The organism is Caulobacter sp. FV2ps19, from assembly GCF_058681035.1.
On the sequence record NZ_CM178729.1, the window covers coordinates 3,074,651 to 3,100,509 of the forward strand.

The window sequence follows — 25,859 nt, forward strand, 5'->3', positions numbered from 1 at the left end:
AAGCCATGTCCCAACCCGACATCGACAGCCTGTTCCAGGCCCTGGGCGATCCCACACGCCGGGCCATGCTCGACCGCCTGGGCACGGGGCCGCTATCCGTCTCGCGGCTGGCGGCGCCGATGGACATCACCCTGACGGCGGTGGCCCAGCATCTGAAAGTGCTGGAACAGTGCCGCCTGGTTCGCACCCAGAAGATCGGACGGGTGCGAACCTGCGCCATCGATGAGACAGGGTTCGCGCGGCTTGAGCAATGGAGCGCTCGGCACCGCTCGAGCTGGAGCCTCCGGCTCGATCAACTCGGCGACTTGCTCGATGAGGACGGCGGCGAATAGCGCGCCCGGGAGACTCTCGACCTAAGCCTCAGGAAAAAATCAGATTTCCCATACTCTTTTGAGGTATTCCGCCTGGGCTCAGGAGACACCGGAGGTCGCCGTGCGACCGTCGCCCCCGGTCTCGCGCTCGAGACGATCCAGATATTGCCGGATAAGGGCGGCCTCGGCGGCGGTGCCCGCCAAGGCGATGGCCCGATCAAACGCCGCCCGCGCCTCGTCCGTCCGCCCCAACTGACCCAGGAACGCGCCCCGCGCCCCATGGAAGTGGAAATAGCCGCCCAGGCGCGCCTCCAGCGGCTCGATCATCGCCAGGGCCGCCTCGGGCCCCTGGACCTTGGCCACCGCCACCGCGCGGTTCAGGGTGACCACGGGCGACGGCTGCATGCGCTCCAGCGCGGCATAGAGCTGATCGATCTCGACCCAGTCGGTGTCTTCGGGCCGCGCCGCGCGCGCATGCAAGGCCGCGATCGCCGCCTGCACCTGATAGGGCCCCGGCCGACGCCGCCACATCGCCTTGTCGATCAGGGCCAGACCCTCGCCGATCATCCGCTTGTGCCAGAGGCCGCGGTCCTGATCCTCCAGCAGGATCGCCGCGCCATCGGCATTGAAGCGCGCCGCCGCGCGGGCATGCTGCAACAGCATCAGGGCGGTGAGTCCCATGATCTCAGGCTCGGCCGGGAACAGGCGCAGCAGCAGACGCGCCAGACGGATGGCCTCGTCGCTCAAAGGCCCCCTCGCCTCCACGGCCGCGCCGCTGGCCGAATAACCTTCGTTGAAAACCAGGTAGAGCATCGCCGCCACCGCCGCGAGCCGCTCGGCCCGCTCGACGGGACCGGGCGTCTCGAACGCCGCCTCACCGCCGGCGACGCGAGCCTTGGCGCGGGTGATCCGCTGCTCCATGGCCGCCTCGCTGACCAGGAAGGCCCGAGCGATCTGCTTGACCGAAAGGCCCGAAACCACCCGCAGCGCCAGGGCGATCTGCTGGGTGGCCGGCAAGTCGGGATGACAGCAGATGAACAGCAGCCGCAGCACGTCGTCGCGATAGTGCGAACCATCCAGCCGCTCGGCCAGATCGGTCTCGGCGTCTTCCAGATCCGACAACAGGTCTTCGGGCGGCAACGGTTGATAGCGGCTCTGGCGACGGCTGGCGTCGATCGCGGCGTTGCGCCCCACCAGGATCAGCCAGGCCGTGGGATCGCGCGGCGGCCCCTTCTCCGGCCAATTGCGCAGGGCGCGCAGGCAGGCATCCTGAAAGGCTTCCTCGGCCGCGTCGAGGTCACGGAAATAGCGCAGCAGAGCGGCCACCGCCTGGGGACGGGCGCCGGACAGCGTCGCATCGATCCAGGCGGGGTCGGTCATGTCGGCAGCACGCCCGGACGCAGCAGGGCCATCGGCCGGATCTCATACGAGCCGCCCGGATTGGCCACGCCCAGCTCCTTGGCCGTCTCGATGGCCTGGTCCAGGTCGACGCAGTCGATCACGAAGAACCCCAGAAGCTGCTCCTTGGTCTCGGCGAACGGGCCGTCCAGCACCAGCGGCGGATCGCGGTCCTTGCGCAGGGTGGTGGCGGCCGTGGTCGGCATCAGCCGGGCCACGGGGCCCAGGCGACCGGCCCTGGCCAGCCGTTCCTCGACGACGCCGAGATCGGCCATGACCTTGTCGTTCTGGGCCTGGGACCAGGCGCAGACCGTGTCCTCATCGTGATAGCAAAGAATGGCGTAGAGCATGGGCTAGACCTCGTTTCTCCAGGACGCATGAGCATGCCGTCGTCCGACAGCCCGCGCGCGAAAAATCTCAGGCCGGGCGCAAGCGCGCCTTCAGCCATCCCCGAACTGGCAGGTCATAGGCCTTCAGCACGCCCCAGGCGCCGGCGATGATCAGGACGACGGCGCCCGCGACGAAGGCGGCCGGATAGCCCTTGCCGCCCGCGGCGCGGAAGGCGCGCAGCAGAAGTTCCCACCCGACCCAGTGCAGGGCGTAGAGCGGATAGGAGACCTCGCCGCTGAACCGGCAGATCTTCCCGAGAAGGCCGTCGGGGTCGCTTCGCCCGGTCAAGACGATCAACGGGAAGACGACGCCCACGCACACCAGGTCAAAGGTGGCGGTATAGTCCAGCGGCGGCAGGCCCAGCACGGCCAGCAGCGCCAGGGCCAGCAGCCAGGCCGGGACGCTCAATCGCGTATGGGCCTGGATCCGGTAGCACCCCCACCCCAGCGCGAACGGGAAGATCGTGCGGATGATCCCGATCCAGTAGGTGGCGCGATCCCAGCCGGTCTGCACGCCGCCCATGCCATAGGCGACACCGATCAGGATCGCGCCCGACACGACGATCACCAGGACCAGCCACAGGGTCGAAAGCCGCCGCGCCGGGAACCATAGGGCGCTGGCCAGCAACTCGAGAAACAGCGACCAGGCCGGCGGATTCAAAGGGAAAAGCGGTGAGAAGCTCTCTTCCGACTTCACCCAGATCCGGGGCAGGACCAGCAGACCCATCAGCAGGCAGATCAGGATGTTGTCGCGATGCCCGATCATCACCAGGGCGCCGGCGACCATCGACAGGGCGATCAGCGGCCACACCCGGATCAGCCGCGCCCGCATGAAGCCGATCCAGCCCAGGGTCCGCGCGCCATAGGCGTGGGCCAGGACGAAGCCGCTCAGGCAGAAGAAGAAGTCCACGGCCAGATAGCCGTGACCCATCAGCCAGGGGCGACCGGTCCAGCCGCCCAGATGGTACAGCAGAACGCCCAGCGCCGCGATGCCGCGCAGGCAGTCCAGGGCCTCATATCGACGCCCGCCGTCTGTGGATTGCCCCAATGCGCTCGCCCCCCCGACACGGGGGCCTAAGCGCCGCGCTTCGGCGCTTTCGTCAAGCCTTCAGACCTTTTCCAGCAGCAAGGCCTTGGTCAGGAAGGCCCGATCCTCGCCGATCAGGCGCAGCCCTGCGTCCTGGAAAAGCGCCGTCAGGTCGGTCTGGGCGTAGGTGGAATAATAGGGTTCATGGAAATAGGCCGGAAAGGCCGCCAGCAGCCGCGCCAGGTCCGGCTCGTCGGCCGGCTGGACGGAGTCGACAAAGACCAGCACCCCGCCCGGCTTCAGCGCCCGGGCAATCGCGGCGGCAACCACCGGCCGAACGCGGGGCGGGAGTTCGTGGAACAGGTAGACGCAGCTGACGGCGTCCAGCGACCCATCGGCGAACGGCAGGGCCTCGACATTGGCCTGCACCGCGCCAACGCCCGTGCGCCGCCGAGCCCTGTCCAGATAGGCTGAGGACAGATCCACGCCCGCCAGGGCGGCGCGGGGAAAGGTCGCCTTCAGATCGCGCAGGAAGGCGCCGGAACCGCAGGCGGCGTCGACGATCCTCAAGGCGCGTTGATCACATCCCCGCCAGTGCCTGGCCAGCAGCGACAGGCCGCGCCGCCGCATGGCCGCTGCCGTCCCGGCGAACAGCGCCTCGACCTGGGCGTCATAGCGCTGCGCGCTCTCGGCCGTGAACCAGCCGCCGGACTGATAGTGGAAATTCTGACGATAATAGTTTGGATAGGCTTCGGTTTCAGGCTCCGATTTAACTTCCAGACCATCGCCGCGACGGCGACGCTGATCGACGGATCGCGCGTCGATGAGGAAATCCAGAGCCCCCAGAAGAGACTGGATCGGCCGGTTCGGCGCATCCTCCACAGCGGGATAGAGACCGGCCGCGACATCGCGCGCGTCCTTTTCGAACGCCTCGAGATAGACCCGGCGCAACCGCTCTTTGGAGACAGGCGGGCCGTCAGGCTCGAAGCGGATCGCCGACGGCCCCTTGGTGGGCTGGGTCATGGCCCGAGCCAGACCGCCCGCCGCGCTCCACCACACAGCCTTGGCTGTCGCCCTGGCGCGCTGGCGGACCGCGTCTAGCGCGAAGGCGCCGGGTTCGCGCCGACCGTCCGTGACCTCGACCATGCCAACCTCATCGCGAGAAGACCCCGACCATCTCAATATGGGGTGACCAGACGAACTGGTCCACCGGCAACACCTTTTCCAGGGTGAAGCCGGAGTCGACCAGCATCCGGGCGTCGCGGGCGAAGGTGGCGGGATTGCACGAGACGCTGACCACCCGGGAGACCTTGGAATTGGCGATCTCGACCGTCTGTTCCAGCGCGCCGGCCCGCGGCGGGTCGATGACCACCACGTCGGTCTTGGTCAGTTCCATGGTCAGCATCGGACGCCGCACCAGATCGCGCGCTTCGGCGGTGATCGGCTTGAGCCCCGGCGCACCGCCGATGGCCGCCTTCAGGGCGGAGACGGCAGGCGCGGCGGAGTCGGCGGCGTAGACTGCGGCGATCTCGGCCAGGCGGAAGGTGAAGGTGCCGACGCCGCAATAGAGGTCGGCGATCCGGGTTGCGCCCTGGGCCGCCTCGACGGCGAAGGCGACCATGGCCTTTTCGGCCTGCGGCACGGCCTGCAGGAAGCTGCCGGGCGGCAGGGCCACCACGGCGGGACCCAGCTTCACCATCGGCTGGCGCGCCATATAGACGACTTCACCAGCCAGGGTGACGCGAGCGAAATCGCCCTCACTGGCCGCCATGGCCGCCAGCATGCGGGCGTCGGCCGACAGGCCGCCGCTCTTGGCCTCCACGCCCGTGACATCGACGTCCAGACCGGTCGCGGTCAGGGTGACGTGCAGGGTCGGGGCCGACTTGGGATGCTCCAGGAACGGCTGGGCCAGGCGCGCCAGGGCCGGAAAGGCCGCGACCAGACGCGGGTCGGAGACCGGGCATTCCTCGATCTTGACCAGGTTCCAGGAGCGACGCTCCTTGAAGCCCAGACGCACCCCGCCCTTGCCGCCGCGGGCGTGCAGGGCGACGCGGCGGCGCGAGGCCGCCGGCGCGGCGAAGGTCGGCAGAATTTCGGTTTCGATCCGCTCGTGTGACAACTGAAGACGAACCAGTTCGGCCTTCCAGTCGAGGTAAGGCTGCTGAGCCCAGTGCTGCGAGGTGCAGCCGCCGCACTCGCCAAAGTGCTTGCAGGGCGGCGTCACCCGATCAGCACTAGCGTCGAGAATCTCAACCAGTTCACCGCGCTGGCCGTCCATCTTCACCCGAACCCGCTCCCCCGGGAGGGTCAGGGGGACAAAGACCGGGCCTTGCCGGACGAGGCCGTCGCCCTGGGCGCCGACCGCGTCGATGATTACTTCACGCATTCCGTATCCATTCTCGGGCGGATCTCTTCAGGAGATCCCGCCATTTCAAGCGCCTGAGCCAAGCTTGGCAGCATGTCGCCCGAGGCTCATCGAGCCTCTCAAGGCTGTCCATACCCTCAAACCGCGCGCTTGGCATGAACGAAGATGAACGCCTCGATCAACGGCCATTCATCTTGCCCGCGCCATGGTGCAGCTATCGGGTGGTCGGGCGCGCTTTCGGCGCGTCCCAAAAAAGACATCTGCAAGCTCGAGAGAGTTGTGATGACCAACAGGACGTCAAAGATGAAGTTCGCTCTGTACGCCGCCGTCGCGGCAATCGCCGCCGGCGCTTTTGCGCCCACCTTCGCCAGCGCCCAGGCCTATGGCCAGCCCGGCTATGGCGGCGCCTATGACAACAACGGCGCCTATTACGATCCCTGCCGCCGCAGCACCACCCAGCGCGGCACGGGCGGCGGCCTGGCCGGCGCCGGTCTCGGCGCGGTGATCGGCAGCGGCGTGGCGGGTCACGGCGCCAAGACCGAAGGCGCCGTGCTCGGTGGCCTGCTGGGCGCAGTGATCGGCAGCAATATCGGCAAGACTTCGGCCGCCTGCACGCCCGGCGCGGTTCCGCCCCCGCCGCCTCCGCCGCCCTCGGCCTACAATACCTACGACAATGACCGGTACGACGATCACACGGACAACCGCTACCAGGACAATCGCTACGAAGACACGCGCCGGGAAGCCGATCGCGACGCCTATCGCCGCGACTCCTATTCCTACCGCATCGAGCAGCGGTCCTCGTCGGACATCAACGGCTGCACCCTGGCCGAAAGCCCGATCTATCTGCCCGACGGCCGTGTCCAGAAGCGCTTCGTGCGGGTCTGCCCTGACGCTCAGGGCCGCTATCAGGTCGTCGACTAGGCCTTGGCCTGACGAGACGATCAGACGGCCGCCGGCTTGCGCTGGCGGCCGTTTTCTATTGGCGGCGCGCCCAGATCAGGCTCTCGACCTGACCGTCACCGCCGGTGATCGGACTTTCGGCCTGCCCCATCACGGTCCAGTCGGCCTCTTCGAAGAAGGCGATGATTTCGCGATGAACCCGGGCGATGGTCTCGGGATCCTTGACCAGACCGCCCTTGCCGACGTGTTCGCGTCCGGCCTCGAACTGCGGCTTGATCAGGGCCACCATCTCCGTGCCCGACACCGCCAGTTCCATGACCGCCGGCAGAGCCTTGGTCATCGAGATGAAGCTGACGTCGCTGACGATGATGTCCGGCTCTTCCTCGATCCAGCTGTCGTCCAGAATGCGGGCGTCGGTGCCCGACAGGTCCATGACCCGCTCGTGGTCAACCAGGCTGTTGTGCAATTGCTCGCGCCCGACATCGACCGCATAGACCTTGGCCGCGCCCCGCGAGAGCAGCACTTCGGTGAAGCCACCGGTCGAGGCGCCGATGTCCACGGCGATCTTGCCTTCGACGGCGATCGGCCACAGGTCGAGGGCGTGGACCAGTTTTAGCGCGCCGCGTCCGACCCAGGGATGGGCCAGCGAGGCGCGAATTGAAACGTGCTCTTCCACCATCTCGGAAGGCTTGAGCACGAGCACGCCGTCGGCGCGCACCAGCCCGGCCTCGATCGCCTCGCGGGCCTTGGCGCGGCTGTCGAACAGCCCACGCTCCATCATCAGAACATCAACACGTCTACGAGTCATGGGCGCGCTTTAGCACGGACTTGCGGTCAAGGTCGCTTCAGGTTCAACTGAACGCTGTTTATGGGCGCGGCAAGACGCCGAGTGTTTGGGAGAGTTTCATGAATTTCAGTCGCCGCGGCCTGTTGGCCGCCTCCGCCGCCATGGCCGCCGCTTCGGCCGCCGACGCCAAGCCCAAGACCGCCGCACCGACCGCCTGGACGCCCGACGCCACCGAGATCGCCGGTCGCATCCGTCGCAAGGAGGTCAGCGTCGCCGAGGTGGTCGAGGAGTCCATCCGCAAGGCCGAGGCGCTGCAGCCCAAGATCGGCGCCCTGGTGAATTCCGACTTCGATCGGGCCATGGACAAGGCCCGAAGCGGCCAGTTGTCGGGTCCCTTCGCCGGCGTGCCGTTCCTGATCAAGGACCTAGACGCCTATAAGGGCCTCCCCACCCGCTATGGCTCGCGCAGTTCGCTGGGCGCTCGGCCGGAAACCGCCCAGACCGCCTTCATCGACGCCTATGACCGGGCCGGCCTGGTGGTGATCGGCAAGTCGACGACGCCGGAATATGGCTTCCTGCCCACAACCGAACCGATGGGCTTCCTGCCGACCCGCAATCCCTGGAACCTCAAGCACTCGTCCGGCGGCTCGTCGGGCGGCGCGGCGGCGGCCACCTCGGCCGGCATGGTGCCGTTCGCCCACGCCAGCGACGGCGGTGGCTCGATCCGCATCCCCTCGTCCAATTGTGGCCTGTTCGGCCTGAAGCCCTCGCGGGGGCGGATGATCGAGGGTCGGCCCAACGGCAAGGGCATCGACCTCTCGGTGGCCCACGCCGTGACCCGCAGCGTGCGCGACTCCGCCGCCCTGTTCGCGATCAGCGAACGCACGGCCGCCGGCTCGCCCTTCGCGCCCCTCGGCGTGGTCACCGGCCAGACCCGCAAAAAGCTCAAGGTCGGGCTGCTGATAAACACCGGCGGGGGTCAAAAGCCCGATCCGGAAGTGGTCACCGCCATCGAAGCCGCCGCCAAGCTGATGGCCAGCCTGGGCCATCATGTGGAGCCGACGGATTGGCCCATGGACGGCGTCCAGTTCGGCGCCGATTTCACCGCCCTGTGGTCCACCGGCGCGGCGCAACTGGCGGCCGGCGTCAGCAAGGCCATGGGCCGCAAGGCCGACGCCAGCGTGCTGGAGCCCTTCAGCCTGGGCATGGCCGAACTGGTGGCCAACCTGAAGCCCGGCGATCTGGAAGCCGCCGTTGGTCGCCTGGAGGCCGCATCAAGGGCCTATGACGTCTGGCTGACCCGCTATGACGTGATCCTGTCGCCGGTGCTGGGCGCGCCGCCGGTCGAGCTGGGCTTCGTCAGCGGCGACGTGCCGTTCGAGGAACTGCAGGTCCGGCTGATGAACTATGTCGGCTATACGCCCGTGCACAACGTGGCCGGCGCCCCGGCCATGAGCGTGCCGCTACACTGGACCGCCGACGGCCTGCCGGTCGGCTCCCACTTCGCCGCACGCATCGGCCAGGAAAAGTTACTGTTCGAGCTGGCCTATCAGTTGGAGGCGGCCCAGCCCTGGGCCCATCGCAAGCCGCCGACGTCACTCTAGATCGCGAAGGGCGAGCGGGTCCTTCATGCGCACCCGCTCGCCTTGCGCGCCTTCACGTCGGCCAGAATGTCGGCGATCAAGCCGAAGTCCATCCTGTCGGGGTTACGCCAGCGAATGCAGCCCTTGCCCAGGTCGGCCGCGCCCAGACGGTCGCCGAAGCGATCGACCGCCCCCTGCCCGGCATAGAGCGAGATGTGCTGCTTCTGGCTGTTGAAGGCGATCCACGGAGCCTTGGGATCGCCATAGGCCGGCATGCCGAACGCCATCCGTTCGTGCTGGGCGCCGAAGGTCTCCCGACACAGGGCGCGAAGGCGGTCGAGCGCCGGGCGACGGTCGACCAAAACCTCCTGCATGAAGTCATCAACACTCGCCGCCTTCGACTGGACCATGGTCGCCTCCAGAGAGGGCTCAGCCCTCGACGAACACCTTCTTCAGTTCGTTCTTCATGATCTTGCCGTTGGCGTTGCGCGGCAAGGTCTCATGCCAGAACACCACCTTGACCGGCACCTTGAAGGCCGCGAGACGCTCGGCGACGAAGGCGCGGAGTTCGGCCTCGGTGGCCTCGGCGCCGGGCTTGAGGGTGACGACGGCGGCCGGCTCTTCGCCCAGGGTCTTGTGGGGAATGCCGACCAGGGCGGCGTCCATCACCGCCGGGTGGTCATAGAGGCAGTTCTCGACCTCGATGCAGTAGATGTTCTCGCCGCCGCGGATCAGCATGTCCTTGGCGCGGTCGATGATGAAGCAGAAGCCCTCGGCGTCCAGACGCGCCAGGTCGCCGGTCTTCACCCAGCCGTCGATGAAGGTCTGGGCGGTGGCTTCGGGCTTGTTCCAGTAGCCGCGCACCACCTGCGGGCCACGGCACCACAGCTCGCCGACCTCGCCGATCGGCAGTTCGCGATGCGGCTCCTCGACCGTCATGATCTTCAGGTCGGTGACCGGCACGGCGGGGCCGCAGCTGTCGGGGCGGTTCTCATAGTCTTCGGCCGAATTGCTGGTGGCGGTGGCCGAAGTCTCGGTCATGCCCCAGCCATTGCCCGGGGCCGCCTTGGGCCAGATTTCCTTGATCTTGCGCACCAGCTCCGGCGCCGAAGGCGCGCCGCCATAGGCGACCGCCTCGATCGAGGACAGGTCGTACTGCTCACGGCTGGGATGCTCGATGATCTGCCAGGCGATGGTGGGCACGCCGCCCATCGAGGTCAGGCGCTCATCCTGGATCAGTTGCATGGCCTTGTCCGGATCCCACTTGCGGATCATGGCCAGCTTGGCGCCGCCGAACAGCGAAGGGTTCAGCACCGCGAAACAGCCCGTGGCGTGGAAGAACGGCACCGAGATCAGCGACCCCTTCTGCGGCAGGCTGGGATCGGGCTCGGGCGGCGCCTCGCCGCGGCGCAGGAAGCTGCGGGCGCCGGCGGCGGCGGCGGCGAAGATGTTGCTGTTGACGTTGCGATGCGTGCCGATGGCGCCCTTCGGCTTCCCGGTCGTGCCCGAGGTGTAGAAGATCGTCGCGTCGTCATCCGCCGCGATCGGCGTCGTCGACAGCGGCTGCTCCGCCAGCGCGGCCCAGTCGTTGGGCGCGCCGGTCACCGCCTCCAGATGCGTGACATAGGGGTGGTTGATCTCTTCGGGCGAGCGGCTGACATAGACCGTCTTCAGCTCGGGGCAGTTGTGCAGATGTTCGGTCAGGCGTTCATAGCGCTCGACATCGACCACCAAGACCTTGGCGCCGGAATCCAGCAGGCCATATTCCAGCTCCGCGCCCGTCCACCAGGCGTTCAGCGGGGTGACGATCGCGCCGATCGACAGGGCGGCATAGAAGGCCACCGGCCATTCCGGCAGATTGCGCATGACGATGGCGACCCGGTCGCCCTTCTGCACGCCCTTGGCGGCCAGTTCGGCGGCGAAGACGGTGACGGCGCGATAGAAGGCCTCGAAACTGACGCGCTCGTCCTCATGCACCATGAAGATCTTCTCGCCGTGGGCGCGGCCCATCAGCAAGGTGTCTCGCAAGGTCGGCGGGGCGTTCTTCCAAACCCGGGTTTTTACGCCGCGGATCTCGATCTCTTCCATTTCGCCGGGCGTACCCGGTTGGGTGATCAGGGCATAGGCCTGCTGGACCGACATGGCGGGCCACGGAATGGAGGCGGGGGTCGGCGCGGAGGCGGCCTGGGTCATGTTACTCTCCCAATATGGTCGCGCCTTATCGTGTGGGCGCGTTCCCCTAGCGAGAAAGCACAGGCGACCGCCCGATGCAAACACCCGTTTGAGCCTAAGGGAACATTGATAACCTAGAGCACTCCAGCCGCCCGTTTGGCCCGCGCCGGCGCCGCCTTTGCGGTCACGGCGGTATTGCGCATCGGGCGCGGGTCCGCGCGCTCACGCGGCGATCCGCTGAGGGGATGGGAAGGGTGCGAAGCGTCCGGGCCTCGCCCGGAGGATTGCATTTTGAATACCGTTTCGACGAGGTCTGAACGCTCCGCGTAGCCGTTATCCGCAAGCGCGCGGCGCTCGAGCCCTGTTAGAGCCTCGCCGCCTTGAAGCCTGCGACGGGCGGACGGGATAGCGTTCCCGCCCGGACCGCGAGGTCTCCCAACCCCGCCTGCTGCTCGCCCGACCCTCGTGGCCACGTCGTTTTAGTGTTCCACGGCCGACCGCCGCCAGAGACCACGAGGTTGGCGGCCCAGAGCGCAAGGCGCTCTTCCCGCCATCAATTGAGCTTCCCGCTCGACCACCCCTGACAGCCGCAACGGTCGCCGGCCGAGCGCCCTTCCCGTGCTGTCAGGTGAGATTGAGTATGCGGGCGGTTTGAACGCGGAGGATTGGCGCGATCGATTTATTTTTAGGGCGTTGATTGAACTGAGGTTTTCGCGGACCCCGACGGGGATAAACTGCGCCCAATCCCCATACTTGCCCCCTCCGCGCTTCGCGCTCCTCCCCCGAAGGGGGAAGATGAGATACGCGCTCTTCATCTTCCCCCTTCAGGGGGGAGGACGACCGCGCAGCGGTCAGGAGGGGGCCAGCGGCGTTGGCCGGGGTACGCCCCCTACCCCACCGCCGCCAGCCGGCTGAGCGCCGCTTCCAGCTTGGCCTTGGCCGCTTCGGCCTCGGCGAGACGCTCGCGGTTTTCCTCGACCACCTCTTCCTTGGCGCGGGCCAGGAAGTCGGGATTGTTCAGCTTCTTGTTGGTTTTCTCGATCTCGCCGACATGGCCGGCGATGTCCTTGGTCAGGCGGGCCTTCTCGGCCGCCAAGTCGATGAACTCGGCGATGGCCAGGGCGCCGGTCGCCTCGCCCAGCACGAAGGGCACCGCGCCGGTCGGCGGGGCTTCGGCCTCGCGGGCGCTGTCCAGACGGGCCAGGGTCAGCAACAGATCCCGGTGACGGGCCAGGCGGGCCTTGGTCTCGGCGCTGGCCCCGATCACCGTCAGCGGCGGCTTGGCGCCCGGCGGCACGTTCATCTCGGCGCGGACCGAGCGGATCTCGCTGACCGTGTCGACCAGCCAGCCGATCTCGGCCTCGGCCTCGGCGTCGATCCAGCTGTCCGGCAGTTCCGGCCACTTTTCGACGATCAGCATGCCCTCGCGGGCCGCGCCGAATTCGGCGGTCTTCTCCCACAGCTCCTCGGTGATGAACGGCATCACCGGGTGCAGCAGCTTGAGGATCACGTCCAGGGCCCAGGCGGCGGTGGCGCGGGTCTCGGCCTTGGCGGCGGCGTCATCGCCGTTCAGGACAGGCTTGGCCAGTTCCAGATACCAGTCGCAGAACACGTTCCAGATGAACTTGTAGAGCGCGCTGGCCGCCGCATCGAACGACGGCGCTTCCAGGGCGCGGGTCACCTCGGCCACGGTCTTGACCGTCTCGCCGCGGATCCACTTGTTGATCGGCTGCTGGACGGTGGCGGGATCGAAGCCCTCGACCCGGACGCACTCGTTCATCTGCGCGAAGCGCGAGGCGTTCCACAGCTTGGTGCCGAAGTTGCGATAGCCCTCGATGCGTTGCTTGCTCAGCTTGATGTCGCGCGCCTGGCCCGACATCGCCGTCATGGTGAAGCGCACCGCGTCGCAGCCCAGCTCGTCGATCAGGACCAGAGGGTCCATCACATTGCCCTTGGACTTGCTCATCTTGGCGCCCTTCTCGTCACGGACGAGGGCGTTGATGAACACCTGCTTAAACGGCACTTCGCCCATGAAGTGCAGGCCCATCATCATCATCCGGGCGACCCAGAAGAAGATGATGTCAAAGCCGGTGACCAGGGTGCTGGTCGGATAGAAGCGGGCCAGATCCTCGGTCTTTTCCGGCCAGCCCAAGGTCGAGAACGGCCACAGGGCGGACGAGAACCAGGTGTCGAGGACGTCTTCGTCGCGCTTCAGGATCGGCGCTTCGTCGCCATAGTGCAGGATGGCGGCGGCGTAGGCCTCTTCTTCGGTCTCCTCGACGAAGATGTGGCCGTCTTCGCCAAACCACGCCGGGATCCGATGACCCCACCAGAGCTGACGCGACACGCACCAGGGTTCGATATTCCGCAGCCACTCGAAATAGGTCTTCTCCCAGTGGCGGGGCTCGAAGACGGTGTCGCCGTTCTCGACCGCCTTCAGGGCCGGCTGGGCCAGGGTCTTGGCGTCGACATACCACTGGTCGGTCAGGAAGGGCTCGATGACCACGCCCGAACGGTCGCCGTGCGGGACCATGTGCTTGGTCTTTTCGATCTCCTTCAGCCAGCCCTCTTCCTCGGCGCGGGCGACGATGGCCTTGCGCGCGACGAAGCGGTCCAGGCCGACATACTCGGCCGGCACGGCCTCATTCAGCTTGGCCTCGACGGTCAGGATATTGATGACCTCCAGACCCGCACGCTTGCCGACGCCGAAGTCGTTGAAGTCATGCGCCGGCGTGATCTTCACCGCGCCCGAGCCCTTGGTCGGGTCAGCATAGTCGTCGGCGACGATCGGGATGCGACGGCCGACGATCGGCAGGGTCACGAACTTGCCGACCAGGCCCTTGTAGCGCTCATCCGTCGGGTGGACGGCCACGCCGGTGTCCCCCAGCATGGTCTCCGGGCGCGTAGTGGCCACGACGATATAGTCCCGGGTTTCGTATTCGGTGGCCTTGCCGTCTTCGTCGAAGGCGATCGGGTATTGGTAGGTGACGCCGTCGGCCAGCGGATAGGCGAAGTGCCAATAGAAGCCGTCGACCTCCTTCTGCTCGACCTCGAGGTCGGAGATGGCGGTCTGGAACTGCGGGTCCCAATTGACCAGGCGCTTGTCGCGATACAGCAGATTCTGCTTGTAAAGCTGGACGAACACCTTGCGGACTGCGGCCGACAGGCCCTCATCCAGGGTGAAGCGCTCGCGGCTCCAGTCGCAGCTGGCGCCCAGCCGGCGCAGCTGTTCGATGATCGTGCCGCCGCTCTCGGCCTTCCACTCCCAGATCTTCTCGACGAAGGCCTCGCGGCCCATCTCGCGACGGCCGACATTGCCGGCGGCGGCCAGCTGGCGCTCGACCACCATCTGGGTGGCGATGCCCGCGTGGTCGGTGCCCGGCAGCCACAGGGCGGCCTTGCCGCGCATGCGGTGGAAGCGGGTCAGCACGTCCTGCAGCGTGTTGTTCAGCGCATGGCCGATGTGCAGGCTGCCCGTCACGTTCGGCGGTGGGATGACGATCACGAACGGCTCGGCGTTCGGGTCCTCGCTCGGCTTGAAGGCCCCTGAGGCCTCCCAAGCGGCGTACAGGCGGGGTTCGACGGCTTTGGGATCGAAGGTCTTGTCTAGCATGGCGGTGCGGGTATGCCATCTGCGGCCGCCGGGCGAAACCGGGCGACCCTGGATTCATGGGGTTTTGAACGGGAAAAGGCGGCCGCAGGTGCGACCGCCTTCCCAAATGTCGAACGTCATCGTCCGCGTCGGGCGGAGGATGACGTTGTTCTATACGCCGCGACCGCGGGCGATGCGTTGGACTTCTTCTTCGACCTTGGCCTCAACAATGCGCGGCAGGTTTTCGTCCAGCCAGCCCTTGAGCAACGGCTTGAGCAGTTCGCGCACCACGTCTTCCAGCGTACGGCCGTCACGCGGCATCAGCACGGCGGCGCTGAGGCTGCCGAAGGCGCTGGCGGCCAGGCCCGCTGCGTGATCGCCCACGAGATTGTCGGCCACATCATCGCGATTGAACGCCGACGGCTCCGGCGGCGGGGCGGGTTCAGGCTCGGGCGCGGGCGGGGAATAGACGTCGATGTCGCCGACGCTCTCGAACGGCTCAGGCTCCGCCTCCGGTTCGATCGGATCGGTCAGATCCAGAACATCATCTTCCGCCGGCTCTTCTGCCGGCGCCTGATACTCAGGCTCGATTTCCGGCTCAGGTTCGGGCTCTGGCGGAGCCGCCGCGGCCTCGGGCTCCGCCGGCGCGTCATCTTCGGAGATGATGCGTCGGATGGAGGCGAGGATCTCCTCCATCGTCGGTTCTTGAGAGCTTTGGTCAGACATGTGCGGGGGCCGTCGAAATGAGGTACGAATCCTTGCGCACCCCAAGGGCGCGCTTACCACGATGGTGCAGACTTGTGCGGCTTAAGCAAGCGCAAGGATCGGGGGTGGGCGAAATCGACGCGTTTGGTTCTACTTGGACTTCGGCTTGGCCGATGCTGCGCCGACCCTGTCGATCAACTGAACGGCAGGCTCCCAAGGCACCCAGCCGATCTTCCAGCTCAGGCTCTTCTTGTTGATGTCGGGATCATAGGTCTGAACCTGAGCCAACTTGGTGACATCCATCACGCCCATGGCCTGAAGCACCGTTGCGGCGGCTGAATATTCATCCGCGCGAGCGACCGCCAGGGCAAGTTCGGCGGCGCGCAACTCCTGCTGCGCATTCAAGACTTCCGTGGTCGTGCGCAGACCCACCTGCTGCTCCTGCTTGACGCCCTCATAGGCCAGCGTGGAGGCTTTGACCTGATCCTGAGTGGAGATCACATTGGATTGAGCGGCAAGATAAGACGCCCAGGCGCCGGCCGCAGACCTGATCGCCGAGCGCTTGGCCACTTCCACCGCAGCCCGAGCCGCGTTTTCGCGTTCAGTGGCCTGACGCACTTCCGAAACGACCAGTCCCCCCTGGAAGAGAGGCACCGTCGCGGTGATCGTCGCCGAGGTCGCGCGATCATAGTCCTTGTAGCGGTCGCCAATATTGCCGACCTGGCTTGCGGTGTACCCCAAAGACCCGCGCGCACTGAGCGTGGGACGATACCCGGCGCGAGCCGCCGCGACACGCGCCACAGACGCGGCCTCGGTGTAGCGCGCCGCTTGCACGCTCGGATTGTTACGATCTGCGGAATCGAACGCCTGGTCCACATTGGCGGGCAACAGATCGGCCAGGGACGGCTCAGGAGCCAGATCACCAGGCGTCTGCCCGACAATCGCGACATAGGCCGCGCGGCTGGTTTCCAATTGAGCCTGAGAGGACGCGAAAGACGCCTTCGCTGCAGAGAGACGAGACTGGGACAGCGCGACGTCGGTGCGGGTGAGCTCGCCCACCTCAAACCGAGCCTGGGATTCTTCCAGCTGCCGCTCGAGAACGCTGACGTTCTCGCGGAAGATCCGCAGGCGCTCCATGTCACGGCGCACATTCACATAGGCCTGCAACACCGAGAGCACGAGCTGCTGTTCCACGCTGCGCAGCGTCTCGCGGCCGGCAAGCGCGTCGCCCTCCGCGGCGGTGAGGTTGGCCGTCGCCCGGCCGCCGGTATAAAGCGGCTGGACGATAGACAGGGTGGCTGCGCTGGAGCCCGAATTGGTTCGCGTGCCTCCAGTAGGATCGCTGCGGCCATCGGTCGCTGTAATGGACGTGCTGGCCGTGGGACGGAACGCCGTCTTGGCCTGGGCAATGCCTTCATCGGTGTAGCGAGCGGTGGCGCGCTGCTGGAGTAGCGTTGGATTGGTCTGATAGGCCAGGGCCAGAGCATCAGCCAGCGTCTCCGCCTGGGCGGCGGACACGAAGCCGGCCATCAGGCCCAAGCTGCAAGCGGCGGCCAGCAATCCGGCCCGACGGCTATTCGACATCAAGTTCTATCCCTAAGAAACGCGAAGCCCGCGCTCGCCCCGAATATATATGAGCGCGTGTAGAACCGACCGCCACTGGCCGCTAGTTAAGCTTTTTTCACGCACACGTTGCGCACATGCCTCAAGACCGACAAAACCACGGCTCGCCTTCGTCCTAGAAGGCGAAACCCGGCTCGGCCGAAAAGCCAGCCAGAACCGGCGGCGTCGCGTCAAACACCGTCCGACGGCCGATACCATCCTCGGCGCGGACATAGATTGTCGCCTTGCCCACCGGACCGTTCCGCTCAACCACGCCTAACCGGCCGCCGGCCGCCAGGGCCTGTGTCCAGGCGCTCGGGGCCACATTGACGGCGCCTTCGCAGATGATGACGTCATAGTCGGCCCCGACCGGGGCTTTCAGGTCATCGCCATCGAGACGGGTCACCGCCAGCCCCATGGTTTCGAGAACCGCCGCCGCATAGGGCGCAGCGATCGCCAGGGCCGTCTCGCCCGAGCGGGGCTTCAGAAATTGCAGAAGCTTGCCAATGTCGCGCGGGCGCATCAGCCATCGGCCGGGCGCATATTCGACCTCGGCGTCGGCATAGGCCAGGAAGGCCTTTGAGGCAGGCGCCAGCGCTTCACGCGCCACCACCCGCAGCGCATCCTGCAACGGCAGATCGGTCACGTCGGCAGTACGAATCTGGCTTTCCACCATGTTCAGCCGCGCGGCGGCGAAATCGGTGCTCATGGAATCCCTCGGGCGGACTGAACGTTCGAGCAGGCTTATAGGTCCGCCCCTCGCCTCAAGGCAATGCGGACGCGCGAAAAGCCACCTCAGCGGGCCTGCGACTTTGTGGCGCCGCCTGAAATTAAGATCCGATTAACCATAAACGCGCAATTTCAGTGGGTCTTCCTTGAAGACACCCACCATCACTGACTTTCCACAGCCCGGTCACAAGCCGGGCTGTTTTTTTGTCGGAAGGCGCTTGCGCCGAGTCAATGAGGCGGCTATCACCCGGCCTCTTCCTGAGGCGACCTGTTCCGCGGTAGCTCAGTGGTAGAGCAGCCGGCTGTTAACCGGCTGGTCGTAGGTTCGAATCCTACCCGCGGAGCCACCTCCGGCTTGGAGCAGCGACCTTCGTTTCGGCGAAGGTCGCGCCCTTCCCTCTCCCAGATCATATTTTCTTTCCTCGTCGAGGCGACGGCTGCGGTTTTGGCGCGCAAGAGGCTGACGCTGCTCAACGGCGGTCACGCCGCCGCTGAGCACACCCACAATCATCATGAGAAGTCTCGAGCAGCGCTGACGGGCGCCTACCAGGCCCCGACATTGGGCATCGACGCCCAGGGTTCGGCGGCGGGCAGATGGCCGTCCTGCAGCAGTTCGACCGAAATATTGTCCGGCGAACGAATGAACGCCATGTGTCCGTCGCGCGGCGGACGGTTGATCGTCACACCCATGTCCATCAGACGCTGACAGGTTTCGTAGATATCGTCGACCCGATAGGCCAGATGGCCGAAATTGCGGCCACCGTCATAGTCTTCGGGATCCCAATTGAAGGTCAGTTCGACCAACGGCGCCTGGCGCGCCTTGGCCAGCTCGACGTCTTCGGGCGCGGCCAGGAAAACCAGGGTGAAGCGCCCCTTGTCATTTTCCACCCGATACATCTCGGTCAGGCCCAGACCCTCGCAATAGAAGCGGAGCGAGGCGTCCAGATCCCGGACGCGAACCATGGTGTGCAGATAACGCAAAGCGAAACTCCCGGACCGTTTAGCGGTCGATATAGCGCCCCTGGGGCCTGAGGCGAAAGCCTTGTCAGACCGGTGTGCGATCACGCGTCTGGCGCCGCCACAGCGTCGCATATTCGCCGCCCGCCGCCAGCAACGCCGCATGAGGCCCGCGCTCGACGATCTTGCCGCGTCGCAGGACCACGATCTCGTCCGCGTCGGCGATCGTCGAAAGCCGGTGGGCGACAACCAGGGTGGTGCGGCCGGCCCGCGCCTTGCGCAGGGTCTCCTGAATCGCTGCCTCGGTGCGGCTGTCCAGAGCGCTGGTCGCCTCGTCCAGGATCAAGACCCTGGGCTGGGCCAGCATCGCCCGGGCGATGCCGACGCGCTGGCGTTCTCCGCCTGAAAGCTTCAGCCCACGCTCACCCACCTTGGTGGCCATGCCTTCAGGCAGGTTGCGAATGAATTCGCCCAGCTCGGCGGCCTCGGCGGCGGCCCAGATCTCGCCCTCGCTGGCCTCCGGACGGCCAAATCCGATATTGCTGAGCAGAGTGTCGTTGAACAGGGCCACATCCTGCGGCACCAGGGCGACCGCGCGCCGCAGAGACGCCTGGCGCAGGCTCCTGAGGTCATGACCATCGAGCGTTATGCGCCCCGCCTGCGGATCGATCATCCGCAGCGCCAGCCGCACCAGGGTTGTCTTCCCCGCTCCAGACGGCCCGACGATCGCTACCGTGGTTCCAGGCGGGATGGCGAAACTGACATCGCTCAGTCCTTCGGATCGCGCGCCATGCCGGAACGAGACCGCCTCGAACATGACCGCGCCGCCGCGCTGGTCGGCGCAAGGCGGCAGGTCTATGGCGTCGGGCGCATCGGCCACGTCGGCGCTCTGCCGGCGAAGATCGAGCATGGCCTCCATGTCGATGAACGACTGGCGGATTTCCCGGTAGGCGAAGCCGAGGATATTCAGCGGCGCATACAGATTGATCAGGATCAGCACCGCAGCGGTGACATCGCCAGGCCCCATGCGGCCGGCGGAAGCCTCGACGCCGGCGAGTATGGCCATCCCGCCCAGACCCACACTCATCACCGCCGACTGCACCACATTGAGCACGGTCAGGGAATTGGTCGCCTTGATCTGTGCGTCGCCATAGGTGTCGAGCGCGCCCTTGTAGCCGCCGACCGCCCGGTCTTCCCCGCCAAAGGACTTGACGGTCTCGTAGTTGATCAGGGAGTCAACCGCCCGGCCCGCCGCCTCGGCGTCGGCCTCGTTCAGCGCCCGGCGGTGACCGATCCGCCAATCGGAAATGGCGAAAGTGATATAGCCGTAGACACCGACCGTCAGCAGGGCGATGGCCGCGAACCGCCAGTCATAGGCCTTGGCCAGGACGACGGCGGCCATGATCAGTTCGACCGCCGTCGGCGCCAGGTTGAAGACCAGGCTGCGCAGCAGGAAGTCCATCGACCGCGCGCCGCGATCAATCACCCGCGACAGCGACCCTGTCCGCTTGGACTGGTGGAAATCGATCGACAACGACAGGGCGTGGGCGAAGGTCTCAACGGCCGCCCGGTTCTGCGCGGCCTGGGCCACCGGCGTGAAGACCGCGTCCCGCGCCTGTGGCGCTGCGGCCGAAATGAACCGCACCAGGGCCCAGCCCCCCGCCAGGCCGGCAAAGGTCCAGGTGAGGCTGGACATCGCCCCCTGCCCCGCCGCCAGGCGGTTGACCGCAGCGCCCAGCAGCAACGGGGCCAGAACGCCCAGCGCCTTGCCGATCAGGGTAAAGCCCAGCGCCAGACTGACTCGCCAACGCAGGCCCGGCGCATTCGAGCGCAGCACGAGGCGAAAGAGATCGCCCATCGCGCTCCAGAACTGGATCTTCGCCGCCGGCGGCGCAATCGCGCCCGCAACGGCCACCCGCGCGGAGGGCGCCGAACCAAACCCCCTCATCGGGGCGGCGCCTGGAGAATCAGACTGGTCTGAACGCCGCCGCCCGGCGTCATCCAGTCGATCCGCCAGCCGGTATCGATGCGTTCGGCGCGAAACGGGCCGTCCTCGAAAGGCGCAGGGTTCGAGATCACGACCCTGATCTTCTGCTCGCCCCCCTCGCCACTGACCTGAATGTCGTGCGGGCCCTCCCGGAGAAATCCGCTAAGAGAGAGGAAGAAGCGTCCATCATCGCTGGCCTGACCCACAGCGCGCGTGGTCCGATCGACGCGAACGCCAAGCCCGGCGCCGGGCGCGGCCATGCCGGAAATCACCGCGCCGCCCTCCGGATCCACGTCGACCGCCAGGATATTGGGCGAGGCCGACCCCGGCGCGAGGCGCCAGGCGCCCGCCCCAGCGCGCAACAGCGCCACGGCGGCCTCAGGCGTGATCAGAACATACCCTTCGGCCTGGACCGTCCGTCCGGCGTGGGTCATCGACAGGCCATAAAGGCGAGCGCGGTCGCTGGTTGGAACGGAAAGACTCCAGCGCCCCTGGGCGTCGGCCTTGCCGATAATCGCCTCTCCCGTCGGCGCCCCCAGCCGCACGCTGGCGTCTGGCGCGCCGACGCCCTTCAGCATCAGTCCTGTGACGCTGTGTTCGATATCCTCGACACGCGGCGGTGCAATATAGCCGGCCTCGACAGCGTCAGTATGGGCGGCGGCGGGAGCGCTCTTGGGGCGCCATTCATCCTGACCTGAACCGTCGCAGGCCGACAGGACGACGCCCGACCAGACGAAAAGTCCGATAATGCCCCCTCGGGCGAGCATCGGCTTGAAACGGGCGGTGCGAATCCTGATCATGCGGCGCTCTTGCCGGCGCGGTGATCCGCGCCGGCTTTTACATAGGGGGCCCGCCGCCACGGCGCGCCCTGTTTTTTCTGGAGTGAACGACGATGTCCGATGAGTCTAGGCGCCTGGGCTCGGTCTGCGTCTATTGCGGTTCCTCCAATGACGCCGACCCAGCTTTCATCGCGGCCGCCTACGCGATCGGGGTCAGCTTCGCCCGAGCAGATTTGAAGCTGATCTATGGCGGCGGCGGCGTGGGCCTGATGGGCTCAACCGCGCGCGGCGCGCACGAGACTGGCGGGAAGGTTCTGGGCATTATTCCCAAGTTTCTCACCGGTCGCGAGCAACCGTTCGACGACGTCGAAACCATCATCGTCGACAATATGCATGAGCGAAAAATGCTGATGTTCGAGCGTTCGGACGCGTTTGTCGTGCTGCCCGGCGGCATTGGTACGCTTGAGGAGATCATCGAGCTGCTATCGTGGCGACGGCTCGACCTGCACAAGAAGCCGATCGTGTTCCACAATCCGCGCGGCTTCTGGGATCCGCTCTTCACCCTGCTGAAACATACGATCGACGAAGGCTTGACGCCGCCAACCCTCGCCGACTGCTGGCGCTCGGTCGAAAAAGCCGAAGATGTGGTCCCCGCGCTATTGTCATGGGATGCAGAATTCTATCAAAGCGACGACCAAACAAGCGTTCGGCAGTTGACTTAGTTTTGAAACGCAACGCAAGTTTGTGACGGCCGTCCTCCCTGGCGGCCAAGGGGATAAAGGAAACAGTCATGCGTATTTTTCTGATCACGCTCATCGCGGCGTCGGCCTTGTCGACGGCCGCCCTCGCGGCCGAAGGCGCGGTGCTGAAGCTGCAAGCGCCAGCCAAGGTTCCCAGCCTGATTCAGGACGGCGCCGCCTGGCGCTGCACGGGCGACACCTGCGCCGCCCCCCAGGTCAAGGCTCTGCCCATCGGCCGCGCCTGCCGCAAGATCGTCGCCGAACTGGGCGCCGTGACGTCGTTCAACTACCGCGGCACTGAACTCGACGCTGCGGGCCTCGCCGACTGTAATACGGCCGCCAAGCCTTAAGGCGCGCCCCAGGCTTGATGTTCAAACGCCAGTCGGGCGGCTCGAGCGAAAGCACGAGCCGCCCGAACTTTTTGCGGGGTCAGCTCCGCTTGCGGTCAGTCTGCCGCGAAGGCTTGGACGAGGGTTTTGGCCTGGGCTCGGCTCTTCCTCCGACAAGCAGTCCGCCCAACAGGGCGAAGGACAGCATGGCGTGGTTCATCTTCGATACGATCATGGCGGCGTCTCCCAGACAGGCCAATGGGACCAGGAGACGCGCGCGGCTTACAGGGGTGGTCCCCTCCTAGTCGTCAGCGCGTCAAGGAAAGGCTCGCCCCGAAGGGAAGGCTTCGCAAGCATTTTATTCAGAGTACTGATCATATCAGCGCACGGAACATGGGGTTTTCCGCCCCGGCGCATGGCGTAATTTTTACTCCGTACACAGCTCGATTTCCCTAGTGCAATGTGATGGCGTCCACGGTGGGTTCAAAGGCCTCAGCCGCAGCGCCCGCTTCGCACAGCACGCCGGCCGCGGCGCGCAGAATGGCCGGGCTCACCCGTTCGATGTCGCAGCCGATGGTCTCGGCCGCCAGTTCAGGAACGTCGGCGCACAGCCGCATCTGTCCCGCGATCCGTTGCAGGATAGGGGTTCCCTGCAGGTCTGGGTCATTGGCGACCAGGCCAACGACCAGGGCCAAAGCCGCTTCGAACTGAGACGCCGCGAGCTTGGCCTGACGCGCCTGATCGATCAGCAAGCGCGCATTGGCCTCTACCAAGGCGACAGCGTCCTTGCTTGCAACCTGCGTCTTTTCCATACCCTCACCCGTCATCGTCTTCATCCTTGGCAGTCAATCAACAGGTTGAACGGCGCTTCGAGGCCGGCTTGGGCGGTCAATTTAAAAGGGGCGATAAAAAAGCCGCCCGCGTCGGCGTGACGCAGGCGGCTCCTTCATTTTCATCGATCTTCCGTGGGCGTAAACGCCCCAAACCCTAGGCGGCGGCGTCGAACGACAGGGATTCGTAGCGCTTCAGGTGATGGTCGACCGAGCCGAACAGCCCCTCGATGATCGAGGCGCGTTTGAAGTAATGGCCGATGGCCAGCTCGTCGGTCATGCCCATGCCGCCATGGATCTGAATGGCGTTCTGACCCACGAAGCGGCAAGCCCGGCCGATCTGCACCTTCATGGCCGAAACGGCCTGGGCGCGGGTGGCGGCGTCCTCGTCGATCTTGATCGTGGCCATATAGGTCATCGAAACGGCCTGTTCGACATTGATGAACATGTCGACCATCCGATGCTGCAGCACCTGGAAATTGGCGATGGCGGTGCCGAACTGCTTGCGCTGCTTGGCGTAGTCCAGGGTATTTTCATGCAGCTTGCGCAGCACCCCGACAGCCTCGGCCCCGACGGCGGCGGTGGCCTCGTCGAGCACCTTGTCAACCAGCGGCAGACCTTCGCCCTCGACGCCGATCAGGGCGTCAGCCGGGACCGAGACGTTCTCGAAATAGACTTCCGAGGCGCGGTTGCCGTCCACAGTCGGATAGTCACGCGTGACGATACCCGGCAGCGACTTGTCGATCAGGAACACCGACACGCCCCCGGCGTCGCGCTGGGCGCCGCCGGTGCGGGCCGTGACGATCAGATGGGTCGCGAAGGGGGCTCCAATGACCACAGCCTTGTGGCCGTTGATCACGTAGCCCGAGCCTTCCTTCTTGGCGGTCGTCTTCAGATCACGCCAAGTGTAGCGCCCCTGGGGTTCGGCATAGGCGAAGGCGATCGTGGTCGTTCCGCCGACAATGCCTTCGATGACCGAAGCCGCGCCGGCATAGCCCGAGTGCTTCATGAAACCGCCGCCGATCACCACCGTGCCCAGATAGGGCTCGATGACCAGGGCTTTGCCGAACTCTTCCATGATGATCATGTTGTCGATCGCGCCGCCGCCCAGGCCGCCCAGCTCTTCGCTGAACGGCGCGCCCAGGATGCCCAGCTCCTCGGCGAAGGCCTTCCAGTAGTCGGCGCGCCAGCCGCTGTCGGAGGCCACGATCTTGCGGCGGGTCTCGAAGTCGTACTTGTCCTGCAGGAAGCTCGCGACCGTGTCGCGAACCATCGACTGCTCTTCAGTGAAATTGAAATCCATCCCGGGTTTCCCGTCTTTGTTTTTTGCCTCGGCGGCTCGTGGCCCGCTTCGAGGTTTCGATGATCATGATCAAGCGATCGGGAGAGCGGCTCGGCCGCCCTCCCTTGGAGGTCGCGGCTAGAGCCCGAGCACCATCTTGGCGATGATGTTGCGCTGGATCTCGTTGGACCCGCCATAGATCGACGTCTTGCGGACGTTGAAATAGGTCGGCGCCGCACGGTGGCTGAAGTCGGGCCCGATCGGGTGAGCGTTGTCGCCGTCGTTCGGGAAGCCCCGGAAATAGGGCGCGCCGTAGTGGCCGGCCGCTTCCAGAACCAGTTCAGTGATCCGCTGCTGGATCTCGGTGCCCTTGATCTTCAGGACGCTGGATTCCGGACCGGGGCCCTTGCCGGCCGCTTCGCCCGCCAGGGTGCGCAGTTCGGTGAATTCCAGAGCCGTCAGGTCGATCTCGAGGTCGGCGATCTTGCGCTTGAAGGCGGGGTCCCGGATCAGGGTCTCGCCGTCATCCGAAAGCTCGGTCGAGGCGATGGCGCGGATACGCTCGATGCCGCGCTTGGAGCGGGCGACGCCGGCGATGCCGGAGCGCTCGTGGGCCAGAAGGAACTTGGCGCAGGTCCAGCCCTTGTTCTCGTCGAAGATGCGGTTCTCGACCGGCACCTTGACGTTCTCCAGCCAGACCTCGTTGACCTCGTGCTCGCCGCCCAGGGTGATGATCGGACGAACCGTCACGCCCGGCGACTTCATGTCGATCAGCAGGAAAGAGATGCCTTCCTGGATCTTGGCGGTCGGATCGGTACGGACCAGGCAGAAGATCCAGTCGGCGTGCTGGGCCAGGGTGGTCCAGGTCTTCTGGCCGTTGACCAGATAATATTCCTTGCCGTCATCGCCGGTGAAGCGCTCGGCCTTGGTCTTCAGACTGGCCAGGTCGGACCCCGCGCCCGGCTCGGAATAGCCCTGGCACCACCAGATGTCGCCCGACAGGGTCTGCGGCAGGAACCGCTCCTTCTGCTCGGGCGTCGCGAAGGTGTAGATCACCGGGCCGACCATGTTGATGCCGAAGGGAAGGATCGGCACGCAGTCGGCGCGGGCGGTCTCCTCGGACCAGATGTAGCGTTGAACCGAGGTCCAGCCCGGACCGCCGAACTTCTCGGGCCAGGCCGGCGCAACCCAACCCTTTTTCGCCAGGATGCGGTGCCAGGCCAGGAAGTCCTCCTTGGCCATCTCCTCACCCTCTTCCTGCTTTTCGCGCAGGCCGGCGGGATAGGTCTCGGAGATAAAGGCGCGGACTTCGTCGCGGAAGGCGACGTCTTCGGGCGAAAAATCGAGATTCATGGCGGGCTCCCGGTTCCGGCCCTTCATTATAGGGGGCCGTTC

The 25,859-nt window shown here is 66.1% G+C and carries 24 protein-coding genes and 1 tRNA gene; 6 read left to right on the plus strand and 19 right to left on the minus strand.

Annotation, left to right across the window (positions count from 1 at the left end):
- Positions 1-5 precede the first annotated feature (5 nt).
- On the plus strand, positions 6-332 hold the full coding sequence (locus tag ACW18B_RS14595; protein ID WP_492047751.1) for an ArsR/SmtB family transcription factor: 327 nt from the start codon (positions 6-8) through the stop codon (positions 330-332).
- A 78-nt stretch (positions 333-410) separates the two neighbouring features.
- Here ACW18B_RS14595 and ACW18B_RS14600 read toward each other — a convergent pair whose 3' ends face one another.
- The 5 genes from ACW18B_RS14600 to ACW18B_RS14620 form a co-directional block, all read right to left on the minus strand.
- Complete coding sequence (locus tag ACW18B_RS14600; protein WP_492047752.1) at positions 411-1,691, minus strand: RNA polymerase sigma factor; 1,281 nt, start codon at positions 1,689-1,691, stop codon at positions 411-413.
- A complete protein-coding gene (locus tag ACW18B_RS14605; protein WP_492047753.1) occupies positions 1,688-2,059 on the minus strand; it encodes a YciI family protein in 372 nt (123 codons plus the stop codon). Before ACW18B_RS14605 ends, ACW18B_RS14600 begins: the two co-directional genes overlap by 4 nt.
- 67 nt (positions 2,060-2,126) lie before the next feature.
- Entirely contained in the window at positions 2,127-3,146 is a 1,020-nt protein-coding gene (locus tag ACW18B_RS14610; protein ID WP_492047754.1) for an acyltransferase family protein, read from the minus strand.
- A gap of 60 nt (positions 3,147-3,206) precedes the next feature.
- Positions 3,207-4,271 (minus strand): class I SAM-dependent methyltransferase, encoded by a 1,065-nt coding sequence (locus ACW18B_RS14615; RefSeq protein ID WP_492047755.1) that lies wholly within the window; start codon positions 4,269-4,271, stop codon positions 3,207-3,209.
- Between the two features lie 7 nt (positions 4,272-4,278).
- Positions 4,279-5,511: a class I SAM-dependent RNA methyltransferase gene (locus ACW18B_RS14620; RefSeq protein WP_492047756.1), complete on the minus strand. Its 1,233-nt coding sequence runs from the start codon at positions 5,509-5,511 to the stop codon at positions 4,279-4,281.
- 282 nt (positions 5,512-5,793) lie between these two features.
- Between ACW18B_RS14620 and ACW18B_RS14625 the strand changes: the two genes are divergently transcribed.
- Positions 5,794-6,411: a hypothetical protein gene (locus ACW18B_RS14625; protein WP_492047757.1), complete on the plus strand. Its 618-nt coding sequence runs from the start codon at positions 5,794-5,796 to the stop codon at positions 6,409-6,411.
- Between the two features lie 55 nt (positions 6,412-6,466).
- Here ACW18B_RS14625 and ACW18B_RS14630 read toward each other — a convergent pair whose 3' ends face one another.
- On the minus strand, positions 6,467-7,198 hold the full coding sequence (locus tag ACW18B_RS14630; RefSeq protein ID WP_492047758.1) for a TlyA family RNA methyltransferase: 732 nt from the start codon (positions 7,196-7,198) through the stop codon (positions 6,467-6,469).
- A 98-nt stretch (positions 7,199-7,296) separates the two neighbouring features.
- Between ACW18B_RS14630 and ACW18B_RS14635 the strand changes: the two genes are divergently transcribed.
- The gene (locus ACW18B_RS14635) at positions 7,297-8,781 is read left to right on the plus strand and encodes an amidase (RefSeq protein ID WP_492047759.1); all 1,485 of its coding nucleotides are present in this window, start codon (positions 7,297-7,299) and stop codon (positions 8,779-8,781) included.
- A gap of 23 nt (positions 8,782-8,804) precedes the next feature.
- On the opposite strand, the gene ACW18B_RS14640 is transcribed toward ACW18B_RS14635, so the two are convergent.
- The 6 genes from ACW18B_RS14640 to ACW18B_RS14665 all read right to left on the minus strand — a co-directional run bounded on the left by ACW18B_RS14640 (position 8,805) and on the right by ACW18B_RS14665 (position 17,540).
- On the minus strand, positions 8,805-9,170 hold the full coding sequence (locus ACW18B_RS14640) for an iron chaperone (protein WP_492047760.1): 366 nt from the start codon (positions 9,168-9,170) through the stop codon (positions 8,805-8,807).
- A gap of 19 nt (positions 9,171-9,189) precedes the next feature.
- Positions 9,190-10,953: a class I adenylate-forming enzyme family protein gene (locus ACW18B_RS14645; protein WP_492047761.1), complete on the minus strand. Its 1,764-nt coding sequence runs from the start codon at positions 10,951-10,953 to the stop codon at positions 9,190-9,192.
- Between the two features lie 868 nt (positions 10,954-11,821).
- Positions 11,822-14,545, minus strand: a complete 2,724-nt coding sequence (locus ACW18B_RS14650; RefSeq protein ID WP_492047762.1) for a valine--tRNA ligase — start codon at positions 14,543-14,545, stop codon at positions 11,822-11,824.
- 150 nt (positions 14,546-14,695) lie between these two features.
- Positions 14,696-15,250 carry a pole-organizing protein PopZ gene (popZ, locus tag ACW18B_RS14655; protein WP_492047763.1) on the minus strand — a complete coding sequence of 185 codons (555 nt, stop codon included), beginning with the start codon at positions 15,248-15,250 and terminating at the stop codon, positions 14,696-14,698.
- Between the two features lie 129 nt (positions 15,251-15,379).
- Positions 15,380-16,813, minus strand: coding sequence for a TolC family outer membrane protein (locus ACW18B_RS14660; RefSeq protein ID WP_492047764.1), 1,434 nt, complete (start codon positions 16,811-16,813; stop codon positions 15,380-15,382).
- Positions 16,814-16,967: 154 nt separating this feature from the next.
- Positions 16,968-17,540 carry a protein-L-isoaspartate O-methyltransferase family protein gene (locus tag ACW18B_RS14665; protein WP_492047765.1) on the minus strand — a complete coding sequence of 191 codons (573 nt, stop codon included), beginning with the start codon at positions 17,538-17,540 and terminating at the stop codon, positions 16,968-16,970.
- 292 nt (positions 17,541-17,832) lie between these two features.
- Between ACW18B_RS14665 and ACW18B_RS14670 the strand changes: the two genes are divergently transcribed.
- Positions 17,833-17,907, plus strand: a tRNA-Asn gene (locus tag ACW18B_RS14670).
- Between the two features lie 196 nt (positions 17,908-18,103).
- Here the strand turns inward: ACW18B_RS14670 and ACW18B_RS14675 are convergent.
- The 3 genes from ACW18B_RS14675 to ACW18B_RS14685 form a co-directional block, all read right to left on the minus strand.
- Complete coding sequence (locus ACW18B_RS14675; RefSeq protein WP_492047766.1) at positions 18,104-18,541, minus strand: VOC family protein; 438 nt, start codon at positions 18,539-18,541, stop codon at positions 18,104-18,106.
- A 64-nt stretch (positions 18,542-18,605) separates the two neighbouring features.
- Positions 18,606-20,534, minus strand: coding sequence for an ABCB family ABC transporter ATP-binding protein/permease (locus ACW18B_RS14680; RefSeq protein WP_492051730.1), 1,929 nt, complete (start codon positions 20,532-20,534; stop codon positions 18,606-18,608).
- Complete coding sequence (locus ACW18B_RS14685; protein ID WP_492047767.1) at positions 20,462-21,304, minus strand: hypothetical protein; 843 nt, start codon at positions 21,302-21,304, stop codon at positions 20,462-20,464. The genes ACW18B_RS14680 and ACW18B_RS14685 overlap by 73 nt, the downstream gene beginning before the upstream one ends.
- A gap of 92 nt (positions 21,305-21,396) precedes the next feature.
- On the opposite strand from ACW18B_RS14685, the gene ACW18B_RS14690 reads away from it, so the two are divergent.
- Positions 21,397-22,005: an LOG family protein gene (locus ACW18B_RS14690; RefSeq protein WP_492047768.1), complete on the plus strand. Its 609-nt coding sequence runs from the start codon at positions 21,397-21,399 to the stop codon at positions 22,003-22,005.
- A gap of 68 nt (positions 22,006-22,073) precedes the next feature.
- Entirely contained in the window at positions 22,074-22,373 is a 300-nt protein-coding gene (locus ACW18B_RS14695; protein ID WP_492047769.1) for a DUF8200 family protein, read from the plus strand.
- A 79-nt stretch (positions 22,374-22,452) separates the two neighbouring features.
- Here ACW18B_RS14695 and ACW18B_RS14700 read toward each other — a convergent pair whose 3' ends face one another.
- From ACW18B_RS14700 to ACW18B_RS14715, 4 genes are all read right to left on the minus strand, one after another.
- The gene (locus tag ACW18B_RS14700; protein WP_492051732.1) at positions 22,453-22,602 is read right to left on the minus strand and encodes a hypothetical protein; all 150 of its coding nucleotides are present in this window, start codon (positions 22,600-22,602) and stop codon (positions 22,453-22,455) included.
- 202 nt (positions 22,603-22,804) lie between these two features.
- Positions 22,805-23,164 carry a hypothetical protein gene (locus tag ACW18B_RS14705; RefSeq protein WP_492047770.1) on the minus strand — a complete coding sequence of 120 codons (360 nt, stop codon included), beginning with the start codon at positions 23,162-23,164 and terminating at the stop codon, positions 22,805-22,807.
- A 175-nt stretch (positions 23,165-23,339) separates the two neighbouring features.
- Entirely contained in the window at positions 23,340-24,485 is a 1,146-nt protein-coding gene (locus ACW18B_RS14710) for an acyl-CoA dehydrogenase family protein (protein WP_492047771.1), read from the minus strand.
- 117 nt (positions 24,486-24,602) lie between these two features.
- A complete protein-coding gene (locus tag ACW18B_RS14715) occupies positions 24,603-25,817 on the minus strand; it encodes an acyl-CoA dehydrogenase family protein (protein WP_492047772.1) in 1,215 nt (404 codons plus the stop codon).
- Positions 25,818-25,859: the final 42 nt, after the last annotated feature.